Raw genomic sequence first — 20166 nt, forward strand, 5'->3', positions numbered from 1 at the left:
TGATGTTGACTTATCGTAGGGCGGAGAGCGAAGGACACTAGCCGCTGGGCGCTGGAGCTAGACATGGAAAAAGGTGTCAGGCACCATTTGGGTGCCTGACACCTTTTTTAACTTGCAAATGTTATTGGTATTTCTAGGATTATTTTTGTGCCTTTTCCTGGTGAAGCGGTAATCAAAAGTTCTCCTCCGACTGATCGCGCCCGTTCGTCCATACTGAAAAGACCTACTCCCGGTGATCGCTGTTTCATGTCAAACCCCTTACCTTTGTCTTCAATCATCACCCGTACTACATCATCCATCTCTCTGACGATTACAGTAGCTTCGGAAACCTCTGCATACTTTCGGATATTCGTTAATGCCTCCTGAATAATCCGGTATATTGTGAGCTCTATACTGATATCAAGGCGGCGGTTTAAGACACAATCCAAATAAACATCGATATGGTAGTGATCTGAAAATCGCGATAAATAAGAGCGGATAGCCGGTACCAATCCAAGGTCATCTAACACAGACGGCCGCAGCTCCCAAGAAATTTCACGGATTTCTTCAATCAATTCCGTCGCTTCCTTTTGCATTTGCGTCAGTAAGGGATGCTCCAATTCAGAAAGCAACCGGTTGATGGTAATGAGGTGACTATATAGATTTTGACCGATTCCATCATGTAAATTTCGTGATAAGCGCTTTCGTTCCTCTTCTTGAACGTCAATGATGGTTGCCATCATTTTTTGTAATTCCTGCTCTACACGCTTCCTTTCCGAAATCTCATAGCGAATCGCCAGATACTGGTAAGGCTTCTCCTTTTCGTTTAAAAATGGAACAATTGTGGTATCAACCCAGTAATAGGTTCCATCTTTGGCAAGATTACAAATTTCGCCTTTCCAAACTTTCCCCGAACCAATTGTTCTCCACATTTCTTTGAAAAAGTCCCCAGAATGGAAACCCGAACTTATGATCCGATGATCCTGTCCCAAAAGTTCTTCCCGCGAATATTTGGAGATATGGCAAAATTGATCGTTCACATATGTAATGGTGCCCTGCGAATTCGTGATGGCAACAATCGAAGATGCATCAAGGGCAAATTTATAATCCATCAGTTCATTTTTGGTTTGCTGAATATCTATATCCATTTCCGTCCCCCGCATTACAGTAAATGCTCTTTTAGAATTTGTTCTAAGGATAGTGCAGAATCCTTTACTGCTTCCTGCTCCTCTTCGGTAAAGGAATATTTCTCCCTTTTCCCCACGAGCAATACCCCTTTCGGAACTGCATTAAAAAATATAGGAACCGCATAAGAGGACACAAGTTTTTCAGCAAGGGCAATTGGAAAATCCGTCACTTTCCCCAAAATATCGTGAGGAAAGTTTGTCATCATCATTGGGCTGCCACTTGAAATCACTTTTCCTGCAATCCCTTTCCCGAAACGGACGGTTATTCTTTTGTATTTATCATTCAAATTACCTGCGGCATAATGCCACCTTACATCAGGTCCAGATTCATTTTGGATCGCAAGAGCGACAAATTCACTGTTTGCAGCTGCCATTACTATACTGCACATTTCCGTAACTGTTTGAATTTCCTTAATCGCTATCATCTAAGGTAATGCTCCTTAAATTCCATAACCTAATAACCCCTTTTTAACGGCATATTCCACCAACTCGGGCCGGGTTTTCATCTGCAGTTTTTCCATCAAATTTCCTTTATGGGTTTCAACCGTTTTCACACTAATCACTAACTGCTCCGCTATTTCCTTATTAGAATAGCCTTTAGCGATCAATGTCAAAACTTCCTTTTCACGATCAGATAAGAGATTATACGTATCACTGCCATCCAGTTTAAGGCTTCCCAAATACTCTTCCATTAATCGTTTCTGTGCTGATGGATGAAGATAAGCATCGCCAGCCGCAACTGATTCGATTGCTGACATTAATTCATCGTGCGGCGCACTTTTTAAAATACAGCCAGATGCCCCGCCTTGAATGGCACGGAATAGGTATTCATCGTCATCATGCATCGTAAGAATTAATATATTGATCTCAGGTTTTAACTTTTTTAGTTCTGTGGTCGCTGACAATCCATCTTTTCCATGCGGCATACTTAAATCCATGACCACAACATCAGGTTCCAGCTTTAAAGCCTTTTTAATTCCTTCATTACCTTCCGAGGCTTCCCCGACAACTTCCATCTCGGGATTTGTATTCAGCAGCATTCTTAAGCCGCTTCTAACAACAGCATGATCATCAACCAACAGGATTTTTATCAATTTTTAACTCTCCTTTTGATTCCTATAACGGTAGAGATAGTTCAATAGATGTTCCTTCCCCTATTTTAGATGATATCGTCGTCTTCCCGCCAGTTAGAAGCATTCTTTCCTTCATTGCTGCAAGACCGTATGAATGATGGTTATCAATATGTTCCTCTAGTTGAAAGCCTTTTCCGAAGTCATGAATGGTTATAATTAATTCCTCTTTGTTCCAGACAAAATTTATTTTCACATCTGATGTATCCGCATATTTTGCAATATTCGCAAGTGCTTCCTGACAGACACGAAAGACGGCGATTCTGTTCTGCTCAGGCATTAATTTTTCTACACCCGTCGATTCTAAATCAACTAGAATGCCAAATGTTGAGGTATATAACTTAATATAGCTTCTTACAGCAGGAAGTAATCCAAGGGTAGTTAAGGCAGGTGGATGCAATTCAACAGACAGCAGCCTTATTTCCTGAATCGTCTTTTCTATCAGCGACCCCATTTCACGAACATAATTTTTCATATGCGGTTCTTTTGCGGCAGATTCAACGACCTGCAACCCGGTTAAAATACTGTACAGATTTTGTCCGACACCTTCGTGAAGCTCCAAGGCAATTCGTTTAATTTCTTCCTCTTGAGATTGAATAATATAAGAGCTGATCTGCTGCTTCGCATGTAAATTTTCCATTTTGCACCACCTTTTATTAAAAAAAAGGCAGGTTCTTAATTAAAAGACCTGAACCTTTTTAACAGTATATGTCAATCCACTTTCCGGATCAGATGCTGACCATTGTTCTTCAGTCTTAGTTACACGACTTGCTCGGGGCACAGCGAGAAAATTAAAATCGTCAAAGTAAAATCGGATATGCGTTTCATCCGGACAATATTGAACTTTCTTCACTGTTTTTTTCACAGCCGGGGCTTGGTCGCCGCCCTCAACATCTTGAATGATAATTTCAACCGGTACATTGGCAAAATGCTTTACATCTTCTATATTAATGAGTTCCACAGCTGTTACATCCTCTCTTGGCAGGATAGATGAACATTTTATAGCCCTGCAGATACTCCCAAAACTTCTCTACTGCATTCTCTTCAATGAACTGGATGGCTTCTTCTTCTGAACCCCAGTCACTCATTCCCTTGATTTCTGCCACAACCATCTCGGCACCATCGATAGTCTTTTTTTCTTCTATGAACCAGTTCAAACGTTTTTTTGTAAAGATCTGTTTTAATAATTCATCAATTTCCGCTTCAAAACCGCCTGATTCTGGTCTTACAAAACAAAAATCAATATAGGTTTCACTGGTCATGGACATTCACACCTTTTTTATAAATAAGGAAGGCGATCGGAAATAAAATAACGTTGATGACCGCTGCTATAATTGTGTTTGTAAAATGTTCATAAAAGTATTGATGAACCATATATTGCGTAAAAATAATGTTTAACATTAGAACCGCAAGTAAAAGAGCAACTGGCAGGTAACTACGCTTCATAACGCTTCACCCCCACGGCATATACCGCACCGTTTTCTACCTTCACATGAATTTCAGGAAGCGGCCGTCTAGGAGGGCCTGCAGTTGGTGCACCTGTTTCTACATCAAACTTGCCGTGATGGCACGGGCAAAGCATTTCACCCTCATCCTTTTTCCAAAAAACCGGGCAGCGAAGATGGGTACATGCATTTTGGTAGGCCACGTATTTTTTTTCAGAAAGGCGAATTAAAATCGCACTGTCATGCTCTCCAGGGAAGGCAAAGTCAACCGCATCACCAATAGGTAAGGCACTAACATCCGTGATTTTTTGTTTCGGATATTTCTTATCTTCAAGGCCATTTAATTCTTTCACAGCCAATACTCCCCATGGAAGCGAGGAAACTGCAAAGACACCTGCAGCGCCAACCAAGGTTTTCATGAATCCTCGGCGATCTAGCTTTCTTTCATTATTGCGATTGATGTTATGTGTATAGTTATCTTCATTAAACGGGATTTTATTATTTTTATCTGTCATGTTAATCCCTCCTAAAACAATTTCGTGACGCCCTGCAGGATTCCAGGGAGATTCACTTTAACGTTAGTTTCGCCTTCTAAATAAGGCATGCTTGTTACCCATTTACCATTATCAAGATTAAATTGCTTTTGTTTCGCTTCAATTTCTTCATCGGTTAACCATTGTAATGTATTGGATGGACAAACACTCGCACACATTGGCGGAATACCATCCTTTGTACGGTCGATACAAAGATCACACTTATACATTAGATTTTGCTCTGTATCAAACTTCGGTATACCGTACGGGCAGGCAATCGTACAGTTTTGACAGCCGATACACTTTTCCACAAGCGCTGATAGAACAGCACCTGTTTCGTGAATTTGGATGGCCTGAGCCGGACAGCTTCGTGCACATGCAGGATTCACGCAGTGAAGGCACATAAGAGGCATCGTTTGACGGTTAACAAGCGGGTTAACGTCGTAAACATAGTTACGGTTACGTTCCTCGTGCCCTCCGCACTGTGTACAAGCCGCTAAACAAGAGCGGCACCCTATACAGTTTTCAAGTTCTAAATAAAGCCTCTTTTTCATTTACTGCACCTTCTTCATTTCTAGTTTTTCAATCTGCGCGGCACAAGCCTTGAATTCCGGCATCCGTGAATATGGATCAAGAGCACCAATTGTCAATAGATTAATAGATTTTTCATGGCCCCAGTGATAAGGAACAAACACGGTATCCTCCCGAATGGCCTCTGTGATTTTCACTTTATAAGTTGTTTCTCCTCTACGAGTATAGAGGCGAACGAGTTCTTCGTGTTCAATATTGTATTTTGCTGCTGTTTCCGGATGCACTTCTACAAATGGTTCCGGACACATATCACGAAGGAATTGTATTCTTCTCGTCTGATTCCCTGATAAATAATGGTAGACAACGCGTCCTGTTGTTAAACGCAATGGGTATTCTCCATCCGGTTCTTCCGCAGACGGTCTGTATGGCAATGCAAAGATTTTTGCCTTTCCATCTGGATGATTGAACTTTTTATCTAAAAATAAACGCGGTGTTCCGGGATCATCTTCATCCTTACATGGCCAGAACACTCCGTCTTGCTTGTCGATCTTTTCCCATGTTACGCCGTAGTAATCAGCCGTTCCACCTTTAGATGCGACACGAAGTTCATTAAATACGTCTTCAGAAGTTTTTAAGTGAGAAAAATATTTGCCCCGACCCATTCGCTCTGCAATTTCTATTTGAATCTGCCAGTCTGGCTTTGATTCACCAAGAGGCATTTGTGCTTGATTAATCTTTATAATCCGACCTTCAACATTTGTTGTTGTCCCTTCATCCTCTGCCCATGTTGTTGTAGGCAGTATGACATCAGCAAATTCAGCAGATTCTGAAAGAAAAAAGTCAACACAAACCATGAAGTCTAGGTTTTTCAACTGCTCACGAACATAATTTTGATCTGGAGCAGAAACGGCAGGATTTGAACACAATAGGTATAATGCACGAATCGTCTTTTGTTCCATTAATCCAAACATTTCAAATGCGGAAACACCCTCTTGTGGCATTTCTTCCGGTTCGATACCCCACACCTTTGAAACATATTTAACGTGATCAGGATTCGCTATTTTACGATATCCAGGTAGTGCATCGGCTTTTTGCCCATGTTCACGTCCCCCTTGACCATTTCCTTGTCCTGTAATTGTCGCAACACCCGATTTAGCACGACCTATTTTCCCTGTCACAAGTGCCATATTCGTATAGGCAGAAACGTTATCTACCCCTTTAATTTGCTGCTCAATCCCTCTGGCAAACATGACAATCGCATTTGGAGCTTTACCGTACAATTCTGCCGCACGAATAATTTTCTCAGGTGCCACACCTGTAATCGCACTTGTATATTCTGGTGTGAATTGTTTAACAAGTTCTTTTGTTTCTTCAAAGCCATTTGTATGATTTTTTATAAATTCTTCGTCCGTATAGCCGTTTTGAATAAGTAAATTTAATATCCCATTAGCAAGCGCAAGGTCTGTACCAGGTCTTAAATCAAGGTGAAGATCTGCTTTTCTGGCAACTGGCGTTTCCCTTGGGTCAGCAACAATCACATAGCCGCCGCGTTCTTGAATTGCCCAAACCCGGAACATCATGGTTGGATGGCATTCTGCGGTATTACTGCCAGCAAGAAAAATACAATCAGTTTCATGTACATCCGTCCAAGGAATTGTTGAACCTCTATCTATACCCAATGAGCGATTTAAACCACCTGCGGCACTAGCCATACAGAATCGGCCATTATAATCAATGTAGCGGGTTTGGAGTCCAACACGAGCAAATTTCCCAGTTAAATAACACTTTTCGTTTGTCATTGAAACGCCGCTATAAACTGAGAGTGAGTCTTTTCCATAATTCTCTTGAAGCTCGGTGAATTTTTTTACGATAAGATCATATGCCTCATCCCAACTGGCTTCACGGAAGCCATCTTTCGTACCTTTTAACGATTGATCATCACGAATTAATGGTTTTAGCAAACGATCATGATTGTTTACCTGCTGGTAAGCAGTAACTCCTTTCGGGCACATCTTTCCTAAAGTTACCGGCCAATCATATCGAGGCTCAACCCCAATGATCTTGTTTGTCTTTGTATTTACCCTTAAGTTCATTCCACATTGCATCGCACAATAGCTGCAGTGTGTCTTGACTAATGTTTCATTGGGATGGTTTAAGTTTTCTACTTCTTTAAAATATTTATCTCGTTCATTTCTAAAATTATCCTTTTGCATTCTGGTTTGCCTCCTTGACTTTCACTTGATGCGTCGCGAATCCTGAGAATCTTGAAATCCGGTATTTCCTGCGGCACGGCAGGCATAATTCAGCAAGATTAAAACCATCTTGCATATTAAAATCGATCTCATTGACACCTAAAACTTGAATGACATCATTTGATTGCTCCACAGATACGAAATCCTCGCCGCATACCTTACATTCTTTCATGTGCTGTTCTCCATAATGTTCACGGTAATTTCTTGCGAAAACGCTCATTGGACGGAAAGGAATGTGTGCAAGCTTTCCGAATGGTAAATAGATTAACGTCACGATGACGGAAAATTGGTGGATTAGTGACATTTGCGGCTGCATCCAGCCATGTAAGACAACGTTTTGGAACGTTAATAATAGTCCTGTAATTGAAATGAAAAGTAATAGATAAAGCGGTAAAAAGTCATATATGAATTTTTGTTCTGCTCTAGCCTGCATATTTTTCAAGCGGCGGTATAGTGCCATGCATACACCTGCTGTAACCATGATCGCGGCAATGTTTAATGCATTATAGGATAACCAAGCAATGATCCCTTCTGCTTTTACATGCATAACATTCATTCCAAATAACACGATTGTATAGTAGCCATTGTCTTCCATTGTAAAATACATCCAGCTGAACACGAGCGGGAATGTGACTAAGCATGCAAGAACGCAGCCCCAACCGATTAAGATATGCTGCACCCAACGGTAAATTCCACGGTTACGAATGAAATCGTAAATCGCTAAATGATTCACTGCCGTTTTCGGTGTACTTTTTCTAAAAAGCAGCTTTAAACCCTTTTTAATAAAAAGTTTGGTCGGCGGTCTTTCGCCCCAGGCAATAAAGCGGTAGAAGAACCCGCCGATAAAAACAATCGTTCCAACCATATATCCATATAAATTCAAGTCGACATGGGTGAACATTCTTGTTCCGATAAAAGTTAAGATCAGTAGTCCGACAACTGATAGAAACATTGATTTTGCAAAATGGGATGCAAATGCATCATTGACAGAGCTTTTCGGTTTTTTAGTCGTAGAAATAGTTGACTCCATTTTCTTGATCCTCCCTAAAAAAAAATAACACATCCGTTTTCTTACTCTTATTGTAAGAAAAATGGTTGTGTTATCTATATAGGGGAACTCCCCTATCCTCGGGGGAAAAAACCCTTAGAAAAATTATTTTAGACAAATTTCTGACACAAACTAATGCTTGAGGTATTTTTTTCGCCATGAATTCAAAAGCAATAGTAAGAAGATGCCGACCTGCAGCGTAAAAACCACTGCATCCCAGAAAACAAGGCTTGTTGGTGATTGTAAATATCCGGGAAGTAGTATTTTTGCTGCATGGATCATCTCTGGAATGTAATACTTTCCATATAAGAAAAGCGTTAATCCTACTCCAACAATGCAGAAAATGGAGTATAAGAAAATCGTTTTTCGTTCGCTTTCAAATTCAACCTCATCTTTTGAGTTAAATTTTAGAATAGGTAACCATTTACGAATTGTCTTATTAGCATTTTCCATTAAATTGTAACATCCGGTTATATTTTCGAAGACAAAATATAGATCTGTTTTCATATAAACGAAGCATTGAAATACGATTCTCATAAATATATCAAAGATAGCAAGTGTCGACAGTCCAAGAGTAAGACTATTTGAAAAAATCAATTGACAAATTAGAGCAATAAAAAGGGCTACCATATCAAAACAAAGACCCGCTAAAAATAATACATTCCGATCCTTGGATGCTAGTTTCCAGATTGATGACATATTCGTTTCAAAGACAACAAAAAATAAACGATGACCAATCTCGAGTTTGGTTGGAAGATTATAGGCTCTCATCGCCAAAGTATGTCCAAACTCATGGATAAGCACCAGAATAAAGGCAAGCGTCAACCATACAACCACATTTAACACCATAATATCAAAAACAAATATATCTTCATAATGAGGAAATAAGGAGGGGTTAACAATGAAAAGGATAAGATTTACAATGAATAAGATTAAATATATAGGATAAGAAAATTTATTAAAAAAGAATTTTCCGATCTTTGGCGAAATCGATAAAAAACCTAATGGTTCCTTTTGGTATACCTGTCTAGCAACCTTTACACCATCAATTTCCTCAATCAATTGCAATTCTAATAACTGTTGAGCAAAATCGAGAAGATCAACTTCTTCATTAGGATATGTCATCTTCAGTTTTCTCTCAATTTCACCTAAATGCTCACCTTGAATCATTAAATTTATTGCTTCAATACAAATCCCTGGCATTTCATAAAATTCACCAGATGCTGCATCCTCGATAATATAATTTTTTTTATCCTTGCGGAAATTAATTGGAACTAACAATAGACGTGAATCAAATGTAAGGTTCATTTCAACACCCTTTAGCTTGTGATTTTACAATAAAGAAGGATGCGTAGCCATAGCTAGCATCCTCCACTCTTAAGCCTTTATTCCTACAAAAGCACACCACCAGCAAGTCGTTTTTACTTTCTTAAGCTTACGGATTTTCATAACTCCACCTCCTTAGGTAAATTCCATTGTTTAGTCCATGGATATGTTTTATGAAATTCGACCCAAGCTGGGAATACCTTTTTAAATTCCTCCACAAGCGTTGGATCAAATTGAGACCCTATCCCATCAATAATACGTTTATAGGCTTCTTCAACAGGCATTGCTGCACGATAAGATCGAGACGATGTCATGGCATCAAAAGCATCTGCGATAGAAGTAACTCTAGCCAGTAAAGGAATATCCTCACCCATTAATTGATCTGGGTACCCCTTACCGTCCCAGCGCTCATGATGAGAACGGATGACAGAAATACTTTCATTTATTCCTTCAACATCCTTGACGGCATCTGCACCAACAACTGGATGAGTTTTTATAATTTCAAATTCTTCCTTAGTTAACTTCTCTGGTTTCACTAATATTGAATCTGGAATATGTACCTTCCCAATATCGTGCAATAAACATGCATAGTAATATGATTTTTGTTCTTCCTTCGAAAACCCACCCAATTGTTTAGCCAATAATAGAGCGTAGTTTGCAACACGTTCACTATGTCCCCTTGTATAAGGGTCTTTCAGCTCTAAAGTAGCAATTACTCCTTTTACAATTCCTTGTAACTGATTATCATAAGAAGTGCTAATTGCTTTGACATACCCCTGAAACCGAACCAATAAAAAGAATGACATAATTGATAAAATTACAAATAATATAATTGGCAGGATGAGATAGGTAGTATTAAATATAAAACTAGTTAAAATATATTTTGCTATTACTCCTATACTCACTAACCAAAAGTACCTTGAATTCAAGAATAGTGGTAATGTTAAAATCAAAAATATCTCTACTACATTTCCACTAGTGTAGGAATCCCCTCTACCATAATAGGATAAAATGTCAACAGTAAAAGCAGTTAATAAATAGCTAATAAAAAAAACATATTTAATCCAAAATTGTCTATTTAACTTACTTAAATAAATCATGACCGGAATCAATACCGCTAACACAAAATAGTTGATCCACCAAAAGTTACTAGGAAAACCACCTTTTTCATGTCTAATAAAAATAGGTAAAATGTAATAATAAAAAAAATCATAGCCTAGTAAAATTATATAGAAAAATAAAAGAAACCATTTCACTGTTTGTTTTTCTTCTTGCGGTATCATATAAACCTCCAAGCGTATCGAACACACTCATGATATAATTAATAAATATTTAAATTTATATTAATCGTTAACAAAATCTATCAAAATCCAATATACCTCTACATTATATCTCATTGGAAAAGTTGTTGAAACACTTTATTTTGCCGATTTTTGTATAATTAAAGAACTATTTTTTGCCAATTCCCCCCTGTGACATTGGCAACACTACATCAACTTTTGTTCCTTTTCCAATCTCACTTTCAATATTCAGCTCTCCATTATGATCCTTGATGATCTGGGTGGTAACCAATAACCCTAGACCAGTTCCATCTTTTTTTGTTGTAAAAAACGGTTCCCCTAAATTTGGAAGATTTTCATTAGCAATCCCGCAACCTTCATCCTGAATGGATATATATATTTTGTGTTTTTCAACACTCTTAATAAGAATCTGTATTCTTCCACCTCCAGGCATCGACTCAATAGCATTTTTGATTAAATTAAGAAAGACTTGTTTAAGTTGCTGTGCATCACATTCAAGAGGTGGTAAAGGTTCTGCTATGGCAGTCTCAACCGTAATACCATTTCCTTCTGCCTGATGATTTGTAATCGATAGTGTATAGGTTATTATTTCTTCAATGCGGGCATTTTCAAATGTTATTTCTTTTGGTTTTCCTAGATACATTAGATCATCGACAATAGAATTAATTCGATCAATTTCCTGAATCATGATTGGATAAAATTCATTCCCCACCGGATTCCTTTCCTGCTGCAGTTGCGTAAAACCTTTTAATGAAGAAAGTGGATTCCGAATTTCGTGCCCAATTGCTGTAGCCATTTGACCAACAACCGCTAACTTTTCTTTCTTGTGAAGTTCTTCATAAACACGACTTAACGAATTAATATATGAATTAAAACGCGTTAATAAAATATAAGCAATTAGCGACAGAACAAAAAAGACCATAGCTGGAAAAAGGGGATAAAAAGTTTGCAAAACTACACCTATTATTACATTCTTACTTATTAGTCCTACTGCGACAACCCAAAAGTATTTTTTATTAACAAAAATCGGGCAAAAGAGGATAAATAATATTTCGACTATATTTCCTGAAGCAAAGGTTTTAGTCGTTCCTGCATATCTTAAAAGATTATCTACTATGTCAATACAAAAATAGCTTAATATATAAATATATTTAATAATATAAGGATTCCCTTTTTTTAGAAAATATAGTGCAATTAGAAGTAATGCAATGATAAGACAATACAGCCAAACTCCTAATCCATCTCGCTGAACCAAAGTATAATTTTCATGTGTGTAAAATGGGTAAATATAAAAATAGAAAATATCAAACAAGAAAAAAATGACATTAAACAACCACAAAAATAGCTTGATTGCCTTTTTTTCTTCATAGATTAATTTAGGACTGTTGGTACCTTCCTTCATGTAAATAGCTCCCTTGGCCTTGTTTGCAAACGAATTATCTGAAAAATCATAAATGTTATATTCTCTACTACTATCTTACCATTTTTCGTGCGAAAAATGACATAAAAAACAGAAAAACTATGAATTTCGACATATTTCGCTATTAACCTACAAAAGGAGGACTACATATTGTTGTAAGTCCTCCCCATTGTTTTATTTAAAAAACTGGTTGTTTTGTACCGGAATCCAGAAATCAGTTTGTTCAATTAGGCCTGCCAGTGCAAACAATAGATCCTCTCTTCCTCTTGCTGACATGAATTGAACGCCAACAGGAAGTCCCTCCGGAGTTAGATGAATAGGTATCGTTATGGCAGGCTGACCAGTTAAATTGGCAAGCTGCGTAAATGGCGTTCTTTTTAAATTATTTTCTGCCACCTGTTCAACAGTCCCTACCTTTTTCAAAAGACCGCCAAGCCCCAGTTTTCCTGTCACTTGCATGGCTAGTTTTTCAGATTTGCTAGGTTCAAGTTCGCCAATTTTTGCAGGAGGAAAAGCAGTTGTTGGTGTCAGATAAAAATCATATGTTTCATGAAATTGCTCCATCGCAATTGCTGCTTTATCCCATTCCCTTACACTTAACACAAAGGCTTCTGCTGATGTTGCCTTTCCTACTAAACCTAATATCCACGTTGTCGGTTCAACATCACTCATGACTGCTTTTCTTCCAAGAACCGTTTCGAGTTCGGTAATCGCAGCAGCCACTTCTCCAAAATACATCGTCAGATAGCTTTTAAGAATTTTTCTGCCATCTACCGGAGCTTCTATTTCCACAACGTTATGACCCAGCGATTCCAGCAGCTTTGCTGTTTTCATTACTGCTTTCTTACATTCTTGGTGGACCTCCGTTCCGAGCGGTGATTGAACGGAGAAGGCAATAGTATACTTTTTACCTGACGGTGTCTGGCTTTGTTGGAGGTATGAACCATGAAAAGGTGGTACATGAAAGGCTGCGGCTTTTTCAAAAACACTTATTTCGTCCAGCATTGCCGCGCTATCTCGTACCGATCGTGATAAAATATGATCTACAGAGGCCCCTTGCCAAAGCCTTCCGTATTTTGGACCAACTGGTGTCCGGCCTCGTGTTGGTTTTAAACCAGAAAGTCCGCAATAGGCACCGGGAATACGAATCGAACCTCCACCATCATTTGCCCCGGCAATCGGCACCATCCCGCTCGCAACCGCGGCAGCCGCGCCACCACTTGAACCACCTGGGGTATGATTCAGGTTCCATGGATTTCTAGTTGGGCCATAGAAAGCCGGTTCGGTAATTCCCATTAAAGCAAACTCTGGAACATTGGTTTGGGCTACAAACAAAGCTCCAGTCAAGCGCACCTGTTTCACGTATTCGGAATCAGCTTCTGCCCTGTATCCTTGAAATGCCTTAGAGCCAGAAGTGATTTTTTCCCCCTCTATCTCCTGCGCAATGTCCTTTAAAAGCATGGGTACTCCTGCAAACGTCCCATTTACATCAACAGTTTCTGCTTCTTTTTCTACCTTTTCATAAAATTTGTTAATAACAGCATTCAACTTTGGGTTATGCTGCTCAATTGTATGAATCGCTTCTGTCAGGACTTCCTTTGGTTGCAGTTCCTTCTTTTTGATTAATTCCGCAAGACCCAGACCGTCGTAACGTTTATAATCAAACCCATCCATCCGCTAACTCCCCTTTCAATCGATTATACGTACTACTTCTATTATGGATTCTCTTTTTCCTTTTTTAGAAATTCGTAACTGTTGTAAACGGAAAGTTCAATTAAACTGTTGACAAAACAAGCATAGTCATGTAATATTAGTATTTGTGCTTCACAATATAGTAACTTGTAATAGATAAGATAACGCAATGTAGGAATTTTTTTCTGGCATTCTGCTTATGTTTTAAAATAAAAACTTATTCACACTGGATCGGCTTCGGAGCCGTTAGGATGTAAGAGAGGTAGGGCTTACGTCGTTTAGGTATAAAACCATCAGGTGGAAGAATAACCGCGGCAAACTTGTTTTTATGAACAATTACAATAAAGTAAATTTTTACCTTGCGATGGATGACTGAATCATAAACACACCCATTCACAAGTTACGATATGGATTCTACTTGAATCAAAAAGCTAAGAAGGCAGAGGAATATTTCATTCCTCTGCCTTCGCCCATTCATCCTGTTTTTTATTTTTCGATAACGATCGCTTGCTTCCCCATTTGCTCCCATGCTTTAATAAAATTCTCACGGTTTACTTTCTTGTTCTTCTCCCCATATGGATCATTTACATAAATATAATTTTCATCGTAGCCGGTAATCGCGGCACTATGCTCACTATAGGTAATATCGATTTTCCCCTGAGGTGTATCCCAAGTTTGGAATACTGAGACCGGAGCAAAGCTAGTAGTTGTAATAACCCAAACCGGCAGCCCTTGCTCCACTTTTTTTAATAAGTCATCAAAAGAATGATTCGTTAAATTAACTGCTTTGTCACCCACATATTTTTTTGCCAATTCTAGTACCGGCTCATTGTAAACTCCTAATCCCGGGCCATTGGCCATATCTCCAACAAATCCGACATGAGGATTTCCCTTTTTTCCGTTACTATCGGTAAAGGGGACTGTTTTTATATTTTCAGCCAACTCGTTTTTTGTTACATTTACTCCATGATAAATTAGAATCATCGCCAAGCTTGTTACCTCACAGCCATTTCGCAACTTGGGTTGGTCCATTTGATTCAAAAATGGTACATCCAGCAGCATTTGTTCCGGATTAACTGTTTCTGGTGCATTTTCTATATTTCTAATCGGTTCTATTACATCATCAATAAACCCATTACTTGCGGCTTGTAATTTTGACACCACTTTAGTTGACTCTGACCGAATTGTTTCCTTTATTTGTTCGACATCCTGCCAATTAAATTCATCCTTTTGCATCATTTTTACACCAATCAACATAATGGATACTAAGATCAAACTAAATAACACTTTTCTCATAAATTAGCATACCGTTCCTTGTTATATTTTCAGGGCTAATCCGTTAGATTTTTAATATACTATTATATAACCATATCAAATAGAACGGATCCGATAAAGGAAAAAACATTACCATATATATCCTAACTGCAATTCCTTAACTTTAACTTAAAAAATTCCTTCTAGAGTTATCTAGAAGGAATTTTAGTCCTTGCCCTATTTTGATTAATTTTTCGAATCACTTGATTGATGACTTCTGAAAAGACAAGCCCAAAGGCAATAGAACCGGCAATCATAAATACTTTTGCTGCTAAGCCGATGGCAGTATTATAATCATTTTCAACAAAGTTACGCATCGCATTATAGGCTAAACCGCCGGGCACCAGTGGAATAATTCCCGCAACGCTAAAAATGATGACGGGTGTTTTATAAAACTTTGCCAACTCCTGGCTGATGACTGCAACAAAAATGGTGGCTGCCAGCGATGCCAAAATAGCATCATCAAAATAGCGTTCAAGAAGATAATAGACCAGCCAACCGCCCATCCCTATCAAGCCGCATTTCACCAATGTTTCCTTCGGGGCATTAAAAATGATTCCAAACGCACCTGTTGCAATAAAGCTTGTTATTAACTGACCCAATATAGCCACCTTACATCCACCCTAACGTCATAAAAATGATAATACAACGGCAATTCCCGTCCCGATAGCGAAGGCCGTCAGAAATGCTTCCGCTCCTTTGGACAACCCTGAAACCAAATGCCCCGCCATTAAATCCCTGATAGCATTTGTCAGCAAAAGACCTGGTACGAGGGTCATAACCGAGCCTATTATAATTTTATCCAACTGCTGACCAACACCCATCCATACAAATAAGAAAGAAAGCAAGCCAATGACAAAGGATGCCAAAAATTCCGAGAAAAACTTGACCGGGACAAAGCGGTGGAAATGAACGAAGCTATAATACCCTACTCCTCCCGCAATCATTGCCGGAATAAAATCATTCCATACCCCTTTAAACATAATCATGAAACAGCCGCTTGCTAATGAGGCGGCAGCCACTTGAATCCTTAGGGGAAAAGTAACGACTAATGAATCAATTTCTTTTAACTGCTGCCAGGCCCCTTTCAGATTAACTTCCCCGCTGCTTATACTTCTAGAGATACTATTCACCATGGCGACCTTTTTCAGGTCTGTGGAACGCTCCGATATTCGAATAAGCTTGGTTCTTGTTGGCCCCGAACTTTCTGCCGAAAAAATAATCCCTGTAGGAGTTACATAGCTGTGGGTATTTTCAATACCGAATGCTGCGGCAATCCGCATCATTGTATCTTCCACACGGTATGTTTCCCCGCCGCTTTGAAGCATAATTTTACCCGCAAGTAAGCAAACCTCTATCACTTCAGATGTTGTTTCAACTTGTTTTGTCATCGATTTTTCTCCACATGTTTTTACATTTGTTACTTAGTTTAAATCAAAACAAGCCCGTGAAGCAATTATTAATGAAACACAAACAAGAAGAATACGGTTACATCAAAATTTCAGGAAAATGAATCCCGATATGAAAACAGTCTGCGCTTACACACGCAGACATGTTTCCCGTTCATTGACGCCAAATTTTCATTATTAGTTATTTCTTATTCACTCGTTGCAGTCGTATTTAGAAAAGATGCTGCTGACTTCTTTTTTCTTTCCCAAAATACAATCCCCGTTAGGCAGCTTAGTAATACAAACGGAATACTGGATTTATAAAGCTCGGCAAAACTGGAGGAGATTGTTTTTAAAGCATAGTCTGTTACTTGATTTCCATAATTTTTTACCAACTTTTTATTCTTATCAATATCATCATCCACCTGTTTTTCGACCTTTTGGTAAATCTGCTCTTTAACCTGGGATCTTTGTTCTTCAGGAATAGAGGCCAAAGCGCTTTGGACATTCTTGTCAATGATTTGTTGGCGCTCTGTGTTTGTAATTAGGGTAGGCTTTGTTCTCAAATCTTTGTTCTCCGCGTAAATTGATTTCTTCGTTTCCCTTAATATTTTCTCTTTTGCGGACTCTAGGACAGCGAGATTTTCAAGCCTTTGTGCAGCAAAATGTGTAACATCTTGCTTTTTATCTTGAATATTATTCGTCAGCCCGGCAACAAAGATGGCGACCGCTAATACTACCCCTACTTGCCTTAGCATTGAAAATACACTTTGAGAAGCTGTAAGCATCTCCCCTTCAAATGAGGACGTACTGGCAATCGTGGCAGAGGAAATTACAAAGCTAAAACCTAGGCCAAGCAAACTGCAAAGCAAGATAATCTCCTTTGATGTGCTGTGGATATTTAAATTGTGTAGAAGATAGTACGCGATTCCCATTATTCCAAATCCAATGATGACTGGAATGGTATATCCAATTTTTTTTGAAAGCAAACCGGCGAAGTTGGAGAATACAAAGATGGCTGCAGATACGGGTGTGACAAGTAGGGCGGCTTGAAGCTCCGTCTTATGCTGGAAGTTTGTTAAAAATTGAGGTAGTAGGACCATTACACCGATAAGGAAGATAAAACCAGTTGTCACTGTTAAAACTGAGCCTGTAAATAATCGGTCTTTAAAGAGATTTAAATTAACCATTGGCGCCTTCGATTTTTTCTCGACCATTATGAAAAGTGCGATGGAAAAGGCGGTAGCAAGATAGCAGATGATTGCCTGGGCGCTATCCCATCCCCATGTATTCCCCTTAACCAATACAAGATTGAGTGGAAAAATGGCTGATATAGAGAAGAGCAATCCAAACCAATCTATTTTTGATTTTATACGACCTTCTTTCTTTAGCGTTAATATAAAGAAGGCTGCGACAATTGCCAGTAAACAAATTGGAACATTAACGTAGAAAACCCAATGCCAGCTAAGTTTTTCAGTAACGATTCCTCCTACCGTCGGTCCTAATGCGGTTGCTAAACCTTGGGTTGCCCCCAATAAGGTTAACGGGAGGACTCTTTTTTCAATTGGCATGGCGGCAATCCCGATCACCATGCTGCAGGGAATTAGGATGGCAGCTCCGAAGCTTTGAATAAAACGCGCAGCGATTAGAAAATCCCCGCTGCCTGCCAGTCCGCAGAAGGCAGAACCAAGACCGAAAACAAACAGCCCGGCAATATAAAATTTGTTTCTGCCGAACATTTCGGCAAACCGTGCCATCGGAATCGCTAGGACGGCAATGGTCATGGTATACACATTCAACATCCACGAGCTCGTTTCCAATGTGGTATGCAGACTATCCTGAATCGCCGGCAGCGTTATATTCATAATCGTTGAATCAAGCATACAAACAAATACCCCTAAACACATGAGTAAAACTACTTTCATTCCACCCGTTCCCTTCATTTTATGACTCCCCTTGTTCGCTTAATTTTTTTAATTCTTCGTCCACCATTCCCATAATCATCATAGCTTGACGGATTCCAAACTCTAAGGTAAACCTTTTGTGCTGTTCCATATCTGAACCAAACATCTCAGCAATTCTTGTTAAATTGTTATACATTGCCTGGCTCTTATCGCGTTCTTCCTCTAACCACTGTTTGATTTTCTTCTTTGTGGTAAATCGGCCAAAAAAGATGCGGATGAGGACATCTGACCTTGTAATCGTTGGATTTATGGGACTATTAAGGTATTGTTGAAATTGTTCTCTGCCGCTTTCCGTAATGACAAATAAATTCTTGTTTGGCTTCCCATCTTGTTGGATGACCTGCTTTTCCACGAATCCTTCCTTTTCCATTTTCCTAAGTGCTGGATATATTGCGCCAAATGATGCATCAAAAAAGTAAGAAACGGAATTCTCCATCATTTGCTTGATGTCATATCCACTCATGGGCTTCTCATATAAAAAGCCAAGAATAACGTCTTGTATGTTCATTTCATCTTCACCTCATATTATTTATGTTTATATTATCATTGTTAATATAATTATTGTCAATATAAAAATGGATATTTTTATCAATTATTTGCGAAAGTCAAAGGATTAAAGCAAAAATAAACCTATCCACAATGTGAATAGGTTATTTTTGCTTATAGTAGGTAATCGCCAATGCAAAGGCCAATACTGCCCCTTTAACAATATCCATCGCATAATACGGAACCGACATCATCACAAGTCCATTTTGGAGTATCCCGATTAAAACTGCTCCAATAAATGTACCAAACGCATTAGCCTTCCCAGCCCCAAGGACAGAAAAGCCGATAAATGCGGCAGCAACGGAATCCATCAAGTAAGGTGCACCAGAGTTGATTTCTGATGTCATGACGCGGGATGCAAGCACAATTCCGCCAATCGCAGCAAAACAGGACGACAGCAAATATGCAGCTACCTTATATTTATTGACGGGTATCCCGGAAAGCCGAGCGGCCTCTTTATTTCCGCCAATCACATACATATAACGTCCATGCTTCGTGTAGGTCAAAAAGATATGAACAATGATGACAGCCACAGCCATGATAATAATAATCCACGGAACCGCTCCAATTTTCGCAAAAAAAGGACTGATAAGACCTGTTGCCATTGAACCATCCGGCATCACCATGTTTTGCGAAACCGTGGCCCCTTTTGTATAGGTAAGTGCCGTCCCTTGAATGATAAACATCGTTGCTAACGTCATTAGCATATCCGGAATCCTCAGCTTCACGATCATGAATGAGTTTATTGCCCCAACCAATAATGATGCGAGAATCGCAGAAAGGATGGCCACCACTAGATTTTGCGAAAACCAAACAAACATCGAAATGACGATGGCGTTTGATAACGATGCCACCGAACCGACCGAGAGATCGAAACCATCTACGGACAACGAGATCGTAATTCCGATAGCAATAATCGTTACAATCGAAATCGAACGCAAGATATTGATGATATTACTTCCTTGAATAAAGGTAGGATTTGCTATCGAAAAAATAAAAATAAGTGCTAGAATCGTGATAATCGTCCCATATTTATATAAAAAATGAAACAGCTCAAATCCCTTTTTCACTGGGGCTCCCTGATTCTTAGCTGAAATTTTTGCTTCCATT

General features: G+C 39.0%; 21 protein-coding genes. All 21 read right to left on the reverse strand.

Annotation, left to right across the window (positions count from 1 at the left end):
- Positions 1 to 107: 107 nt before the first annotated feature.
- Complete coding sequence (locus BABA_RS16550) at positions 108 to 1127, reverse strand: PAS domain-containing sensor histidine kinase (RefSeq protein WP_235749720.1); 1020 nt, start codon at positions 1125 to 1127, stop codon at positions 108 to 110.
- A 14-nt stretch (positions 1128 to 1141) separates the two neighbouring features.
- The gene (locus tag BABA_RS16555) at positions 1142 to 1591 is read right to left on the reverse strand and encodes a GAF domain-containing protein (RefSeq protein WP_007086364.1); all 450 of its coding nucleotides are present in this window, start codon (positions 1589 to 1591) and stop codon (positions 1142 to 1144) included.
- Positions 1592 to 1606: 15 nt separating this feature from the next.
- Positions 1607 to 2260, reverse strand: a complete 654-nt coding sequence (locus tag BABA_RS16560) for a response regulator (RefSeq protein WP_007086365.1) — start codon at positions 2258 to 2260, stop codon at positions 1607 to 1609.
- A 22-nt stretch (positions 2261 to 2282) separates the two neighbouring features.
- Positions 2283 to 2936 carry a sensor histidine kinase gene (locus tag BABA_RS16565; protein ID WP_007086366.1) on the reverse strand — a complete coding sequence of 218 codons (654 nt, stop codon included), beginning with the start codon at positions 2934 to 2936 and terminating at the stop codon, positions 2283 to 2285.
- A gap of 39 nt (positions 2937 to 2975) precedes the next feature.
- Positions 2976 to 3257 (reverse strand): hypothetical protein, encoded by a 282-nt coding sequence (locus tag BABA_RS16570; protein WP_007086367.1) that lies wholly within the window; start codon positions 3255 to 3257, stop codon positions 2976 to 2978.
- Positions 3244 to 3558: a hypothetical protein gene (locus tag BABA_RS16575; protein WP_007086368.1), complete on the reverse strand. Its 315-nt coding sequence runs from the start codon at positions 3556 to 3558 to the stop codon at positions 3244 to 3246. Before BABA_RS16575 ends, BABA_RS16570 begins: the two co-directional genes overlap by 14 nt.
- A complete protein-coding gene (locus BABA_RS16580) occupies positions 3548 to 3742 on the reverse strand; it encodes a hypothetical protein (RefSeq protein ID WP_007086369.1) in 195 nt (64 codons plus the stop codon). The genes BABA_RS16575 and BABA_RS16580 overlap by 11 nt, the downstream gene beginning before the upstream one ends.
- Complete coding sequence (locus BABA_RS16585) at positions 3732 to 4256, reverse strand: QcrA and Rieske domain-containing protein (protein WP_007086370.1); 525 nt, start codon at positions 4254 to 4256, stop codon at positions 3732 to 3734. Before BABA_RS16585 ends, BABA_RS16580 begins: the two co-directional genes overlap by 11 nt.
- A gap of 11 nt (positions 4257 to 4267) precedes the next feature.
- Positions 4268 to 4828, reverse strand: coding sequence for a 4Fe-4S dicluster domain-containing protein (locus BABA_RS16590; RefSeq protein WP_007086371.1), 561 nt, complete (start codon positions 4826 to 4828; stop codon positions 4268 to 4270).
- A complete protein-coding gene (locus BABA_RS16595) occupies positions 4829 to 7018 on the reverse strand; it encodes a molybdopterin oxidoreductase family protein (protein ID WP_007086372.1) in 2190 nt (729 codons plus the stop codon).
- Positions 7005 to 8087: a hypothetical protein gene (locus BABA_RS16600; protein ID WP_007086373.1), complete on the reverse strand. Its 1083-nt coding sequence runs from the start codon at positions 8085 to 8087 to the stop codon at positions 7005 to 7007. Before BABA_RS16600 ends, BABA_RS16595 begins: the two co-directional genes overlap by 14 nt.
- A gap of 150 nt (positions 8088 to 8237) precedes the next feature.
- Complete coding sequence (locus tag BABA_RS16605) at positions 8238 to 9413, reverse strand: hypothetical protein (RefSeq protein ID WP_007086374.1); 1176 nt, start codon at positions 9411 to 9413, stop codon at positions 8238 to 8240.
- Between the two features lie 137 nt (positions 9414 to 9550).
- Complete coding sequence (locus tag BABA_RS16610) at positions 9551 to 10714, reverse strand: HD-GYP domain-containing protein (protein ID WP_007086375.1); 1164 nt, start codon at positions 10712 to 10714, stop codon at positions 9551 to 9553.
- 166 nt (positions 10715 to 10880) lie between these two features.
- A complete protein-coding gene (locus tag BABA_RS16615; RefSeq protein WP_007086376.1) occupies positions 10881 to 12134 on the reverse strand; it encodes an ATP-binding protein in 1254 nt (417 codons plus the stop codon).
- Between the two features lie 192 nt (positions 12135 to 12326).
- Positions 12327 to 13826 carry an amidase family protein gene (locus BABA_RS16620; protein WP_007086377.1) on the reverse strand — a complete coding sequence of 500 codons (1500 nt, stop codon included), beginning with the start codon at positions 13824 to 13826 and terminating at the stop codon, positions 12327 to 12329.
- A gap of 504 nt (positions 13827 to 14330) precedes the next feature.
- Positions 14331 to 15140 (reverse strand): C39 family peptidase, encoded by an 810-nt coding sequence (locus BABA_RS16625; protein ID WP_007086378.1) that lies wholly within the window; start codon positions 15138 to 15140, stop codon positions 14331 to 14333.
- Positions 15141 to 15307: 167 nt separating this feature from the next.
- Positions 15308 to 15769 (reverse strand): threonine/serine exporter family protein, encoded by a 462-nt coding sequence (locus BABA_RS16630; RefSeq protein WP_040346707.1) that lies wholly within the window; start codon positions 15767 to 15769, stop codon positions 15308 to 15310.
- Positions 15770 to 15787: 18 nt separating this feature from the next.
- Positions 15788 to 16549 (reverse strand): threonine/serine exporter family protein, encoded by a 762-nt coding sequence (locus tag BABA_RS16635; RefSeq protein ID WP_007086380.1) that lies wholly within the window; start codon positions 16547 to 16549, stop codon positions 15788 to 15790.
- A 206-nt stretch (positions 16550 to 16755) separates the two neighbouring features.
- Positions 16756 to 18489, reverse strand: a complete 1734-nt coding sequence (locus tag BABA_RS16640) for an MFS transporter (protein WP_007086381.1) — start codon at positions 18487 to 18489, stop codon at positions 16756 to 16758.
- Position 18490: 1 nt separating this feature from the next.
- On the reverse strand, positions 18491 to 19018 hold the full coding sequence (locus tag BABA_RS16645) for a PadR family transcriptional regulator (RefSeq protein WP_007086382.1): 528 nt from the start codon (positions 19016 to 19018) through the stop codon (positions 18491 to 18493).
- Positions 19019 to 19160: 142 nt separating this feature from the next.
- Positions 19161 to 20165: an ABC transporter permease gene (locus BABA_RS16650; protein WP_007086383.1), complete on the reverse strand. Its 1005-nt coding sequence runs from the start codon at positions 20163 to 20165 to the stop codon at positions 19161 to 19163.
- Position 20166: the final 1 nt, after the last annotated feature.

Source organism: Neobacillus bataviensis LMG 21833, assembly GCF_000307875.1.
Taxonomy (GTDB): Bacteria; Bacillota; Bacilli; order Bacillales; family Cytobacillaceae; genus Neobacillus; species Neobacillus bataviensis.

What these genes read in the sequence shown, in the direction of transcription:
- BABA_RS16550 (WP_235749720.1), bottom strand. Translation starts at nt 1,127, where the DNA reads ATGGATATAGATATTCAGCAAACCAAAAATGAACTGATGGATTATAAA.
- BABA_RS16555 (WP_007086364.1), bottom strand. Translation starts at nt 1,591, where the DNA reads ATGATAGCGATTAAGGAAATTCAAACAGTTACGGAAATGTGCAGTATA.
- BABA_RS16565 (WP_007086366.1), bottom strand. Translation starts at nt 2,936, where the DNA reads ATGGAAAATTTACATGCGAAGCAGCAGATCAGCTCTTATATTATTCAA.
- BABA_RS16575 (WP_007086368.1), bottom strand. Translation starts at nt 3,558, where the DNA reads ATGACCAGTGAAACCTATATTGATTTTTGTTTTGTAAGACCAGAATCA.
- BABA_RS16580 (WP_007086369.1), bottom strand. Translation starts at nt 3,742, where the DNA reads ATGAAGCGTAGTTACCTGCCAGTTGCTCTTTTACTTGCGGTTCTAATG.
- BABA_RS16585 (WP_007086370.1), bottom strand. Translation starts at nt 4,256, where the DNA reads ATGACAGATAAAAATAATAAAATCCCGTTTAATGAAGATAACTATACA.
- BABA_RS16590 (WP_007086371.1), bottom strand. Translation starts at nt 4,828, where the DNA reads ATGAAAAAGAGGCTTTATTTAGAACTTGAAAACTGTATAGGGTGCCGC.
- BABA_RS16595 (WP_007086372.1), bottom strand. Translation starts at nt 7,018, where the DNA reads ATGCAAAAGGATAATTTTAGAAATGAACGAGATAAATATTTTAAAGAA.
- BABA_RS16600 (WP_007086373.1), bottom strand. Translation starts at nt 8,087, where the DNA reads ATGGAGTCAACTATTTCTACGACTAAAAAACCGAAAAGCTCTGTCAAT.
- BABA_RS16605 (WP_007086374.1), bottom strand. Translation starts at nt 9,413, where the DNA reads ATGAACCTTACATTTGATTCACGTCTATTGTTAGTTCCAATTAATTTC.
- BABA_RS16610 (WP_007086375.1), bottom strand. Translation starts at nt 10,714, where the DNA reads ATGATACCGCAAGAAGAAAAACAAACAGTGAAATGGTTTCTTTTATTT.
- BABA_RS16615 (WP_007086376.1), bottom strand. Translation starts at nt 12,134, where the DNA reads ATGAAGGAAGGTACCAACAGTCCTAAATTAATCTATGAAGAAAAAAAG.
- BABA_RS16620 (WP_007086377.1), bottom strand. Translation starts at nt 13,826, where the DNA reads ATGGATGGGTTTGATTATAAACGTTACGACGGTCTGGGTCTTGCGGAA.
- BABA_RS16625 (WP_007086378.1), bottom strand. Translation starts at nt 15,140, where the DNA reads ATGAGAAAAGTGTTATTTAGTTTGATCTTAGTATCCATTATGTTGATT.
- BABA_RS16635 (WP_007086380.1), bottom strand. Translation starts at nt 16,549, where the DNA reads ATGACAAAACAAGTTGAAACAACATCTGAAGTGATAGAGGTTTGCTTA.
- BABA_RS16640 (WP_007086381.1), bottom strand. Translation starts at nt 18,489, where the DNA reads ATGAAGGGAACGGGTGGAATGAAAGTAGTTTTACTCATGTGTTTAGGG.
- BABA_RS16645 (WP_007086382.1), bottom strand. Translation starts at nt 19,018, where the DNA reads ATGAACATACAAGACGTTATTCTTGGCTTTTTATATGAGAAGCCCATG.
- BABA_RS16650 (WP_007086383.1), bottom strand. Translation starts at nt 20,165, where the DNA reads ATGGAAGCAAAAATTTCAGCTAAGAATCAGGGAGCCCCAGTGAAAAAG.